Raw genomic sequence first — 3,582 nt, 5'->3', positions numbered from 1 at the left:
ACCCGGTCCGCCGGCGGTACACCGTCGCGGGCCAGCTCGGCCGCGCGTTCGGCGTACTCGACCGCGAGAGCCGGCTCCCCCGACCGCAGTGACCGGCGGGCGGCCCGGCCCAGCGCGGCCACGCCCAGCGGGGTGACCGCCCGGGCCGGCGCGTCCGGGCGCAGCTTGACCGCGTCGGCGAGCGCTGTGGCCCGCTCGACGTGCTCGGCGACGAAGTCGTCCCGGGCGGCCTCGGTGAAGGCGCCCGCCGGGGCGCCGCCCGTCCCGTCCACGCTCTCCGGCGCGGCCCAGCGGGCCAGCGCCGCGTGCCGTTCGGCCAGCTCGGCCTTGCTCACCCCGGCGTACGCGGCCTCCCGCATGAGCGGGGTGGCGAAGGCGAACCCGGTGCGGGTGCGGTGCAGCATGCGGCGTTGCAGCAGCTCCTCCACGGCCCGGTCCAGCTCGACGGCGGCCACCGCGGCGGGCCGGCCGTCCTGCCCGAGCCGCTGCTCGCGCAGCGCCTCCAGCGCACCGGCGGGCACTGTGTCGCCCACCACCGCGGCGTCGCGCAGCGCCGAGCGGGCATCCGGCGGCAGCGCGTCGATACGCGCCGCGAGCACCGCGGCCAGGTCCCGGGAGAGCAGCCGGCTGCCGAGCGAGCCGGGCGCGAGACGCCAGCCGACGTCCGCGCCGCGGCCCGGCCCGGCGGTCAGCGCGCCGCGCTCCATCAGCAGCGTCACGAGTTCGGCCAGGTAGAACGGGTTGCCCTGGGCGGTGGCGAGCAGCCGGTCCGTGTCGGCCTGGGGCATGCGGCCACCGGCGAGGTAGCTGGTGAGCAGCCGGGAGGCGTCCGCGCCGCGCAGCGGCGGCAGCGCGTGCACCTCGGCGTCCGCGACCCGGGTCAGCGCGCCGGCGGTCCGTACCAGCTCGGGACGGCCGAGCAGCAGCACGAGCACCGGCCCGCTGAGCCGGTTGAGGGTCAGCGCCAACGCCTTGAGCGTCTCGGCCGTGGCGTCGTGCAGGTCGTCCACCACGATCACCAGCGGCGCCTCCACGGCGAGCGCGGTGAGCAGGTCCGCGACAGCGGTCGGCACGGCTTCGTCGTCCGGTGGCGGCCCGGCCGCGTTCCACTCACCGTTCTCCGTGGCGGGCGGCAGTTCGGCGTACCCGAGCAGGGCCAGGAGCTGGTCCACGGCGATCGGTGGCGGGTCGCCGGGGAGCCGGGACAGGCGCTGGCCGAGGCGGCGCAGCCGCTCCTCGACGGCCGGGCGGGTGACGGCGGTGGCCGCGTCGCCGGGCAGGCCGACGGCGGCGCGGACCAGGTCGGCCAGCGGGGCCAGGCGGCGGCGCTCGCCGAACGCGGCGCACCGCACCGACAGCACCCGGGCGCCGGTGTGCGCGGCGTACCGGCCGGCGCCGACGTCGTATCCGGCGGCGAGGCGTTCCACCTCGGCCGCGAACCGGGACTTGCCGATGCCCGCCTCGGCGGTCATCAGCAGCACCCGGGGCTCGCCCCGGTCGATCACCTCGGCGAGCCGGCCGGCGACCCGGCCGATTTCGGTCTCCCGGCCCACGAACGGCGCCTCGTCGCCGAGACCGGACCGGGTGCCGGGCGCGTCCAGCAGGCCCAGCAGCTCGTACGCCTCGACCGGCTCCCGCTTGCCCTTGAGCCGCAGCGGGCGCAGCGCCCGCCAGGAGGCGACGTGCCGGGTGGCGGCGGAGGTGCGCGCCCCGGCGTAGACCGCGCCGACCGCGGCGGCGTCGGCGAGCCGCGCGGCGGTGTTCACCGTGTCGCCGATGACCGTGTACTCGATCGCCGCCTGGATGCCCGCGATCACGTCCCCGGTGTTGAGGCCGACGCGCAGGCCCAGCGGCGCGCCGCCGCCCCGCTCGTCGTCGAGCACCCGCCGCACCGCGCGCTGCATGGACAGCGCCGCGCGGACCGCCCGCTCGGCGTCGTCCTCGTGGGCGACCGGCGCGCCGAAGACCGCCATGATCCCGTCGCCGGTGAGCTTGTCGACGTGGCCGCCGAACGTCTTGACCGCGCCCGCGAGGGCGGCGAGCACCCGGTCGGTGACCGCGCCGACCCGTTCCGGGTCCAGGTCCTCCGACCAGGAGGTGAAGTCGGACAGGTCACCGAAGAGCACTGTCACCACGCGGCGTTCGGCGGCGGGCAGCGTGGCGGCGGCCGGCAGCGCCGCGCCGCAGTTGTGACAGAACCGCGCCCCGGGTACCGCTACCGTCCCGCACACCGGGCAGGTCACGGCTGCTCCACTCCGAGGTGTTCGAGCTGGGCGCGGACGGACCACTCGGCGGCCCACCACAGCGACCTGTCGACGTCGGCGTAGACCACGGCGACCACCTCGGGCGCGGTGGTGGCGCCCGCGGCCACGGCGGCGCGCACCTGGTCCAGCCGGGCCCGCCGGTGGGCCAGGTAGAAGTCGGCCGCCGCGCCGCAGTCGGCGAGCGCCGGGCCGTGGCCCGGGAGCACCGGGACCTCCCGGTACGTGGAGAGCAGTTCCAGGCTCGACAAATAGTCGCCGAGGTGCCCGTCGGGGTGGGCCACCACGGTGGTGCCCCGCCCGAGGATCGTGTCGCCGGTCAGCACCACCCGATCGCCGTCGTGCTCGGCGAGGAGGCAGACCGAGTCGGCGGTGTGCCCGGGGGTGGGCAGCAGCCGCAGGTCGAGCCCCAGGTCGAGGCGCGTGTCGGCGGTGAGCGGGTCACCGCCGGCGGTGTGGGCCGGGTCGGCGGCGAGCACGGGTACGCCGTCGAGCAGCTCACGCAGCCGGGGCGCGCCCTCGGTGTGGTCGGGGTGCCCGTGCGTGATCAGCACCGCGCCGATCGGCCCCTGGGCCGCGATCGCGGCGAGGTGCCCCTCGTCGGCGGGGCCCGGGTCGACCACCAGGGCCGGCGCGTCCGGCCCGGCCCGCAGCACCCACGTGTTGGTCCCGTCGAGCGTCATCGGCCCCGGATTGGGCGCGCGCAACAGCGTCACCCACCCCGGCAGCCCATCTGCAAGCGCCCCAGCGGCCCCGGTCACACGCCCACCCATGGCAGCGATCGTACGACTCCCCCGGCCACTCCCCGCGATCTTGCAGTTCCCGCCGCTGGTTTGTCCCCGTCTGGGGCTTCTGCCAGGGCGGTAACCGCAAGATCGCGGGCTCGGCGGGGCGGGTCAGACGACCTCGACGATGACCTCTACCTCTACCGGGGCGTCCAGGGGGAGTTCGGCCACGCCCACCGCGCTGCGGGCGTGGCGGCCGGCCTCGCCGAACACGGCGCCGAACAGATCCGAGGCACCGTTGATCACACCGGGCTGGCCGGTGAAACCGGGCGCGCTGGCCACGAAGCCGGTCAGCTTCACGACCTTCACCACGTTCTCCAGCCCGACCAGCGCGTCGATCGCGGCCAGCGCGTTCAGCGCGCACCGCTGCGCCAGGTCCTTCGCCTGCTCGGCGGAGACGCCGTTGCCGACCTTGCCGGTGGCGAGCAGCTTACCCTCGGCCATCGGCAGCTGGCCGGAGACGTAGACGTGCTGCCCGGACTGGACGGCCGGCACGTAGCTGGCCACCGGCGGCACCACCTCGGGCAGCGCGAGGC

3 protein-coding genes are annotated in these 3,582 nt (G+C 76.8%); all 3 read right to left on the bottom strand.

Annotated elements, in window-relative coordinates; genetic code table 11:
• Nucleotides 1-2,243 (bottom strand): adenylate/guanylate cyclase domain-containing protein (locus KBX39_RS26410; RefSeq protein ID WP_210873044.1); only part of this gene is annotated, 2,243 nt, incomplete at its 3' end.
• On the bottom strand, nt 2,240-3,034 hold the full coding sequence (locus KBX39_RS26405; protein WP_069088219.1) for an MBL fold metallo-hydrolase: 795 nt from the start codon (nt 3,032-3,034) through the stop codon (nt 2,240-2,242). The genes KBX39_RS26405 and KBX39_RS26410, both read right to left, overlap by 4 nt.
• A 123-nt stretch (nt 3,035-3,157) precedes the next feature.
• The gene (locus KBX39_RS26400) at nt 3,158-3,574 is read right to left on the bottom strand and encodes a RidA family protein (protein WP_247660615.1); all 417 of its coding nucleotides are present in this window, start codon (nt 3,572-3,574) and stop codon (nt 3,158-3,160) included.
• Nucleotides 3,575-3,582 lie beyond the last annotated feature (8 nt).

This window comes from Micromonospora sp. D75 (assembly GCF_018070405.1).
GTDB classification, from domain to species: domain Bacteria; phylum Actinomycetota; class Actinomycetes; order Mycobacteriales; family Micromonosporaceae; genus Micromonospora; species Micromonospora chalcea.
This window is presented reverse-complemented; position numbering and strand designations above follow the sequence as displayed.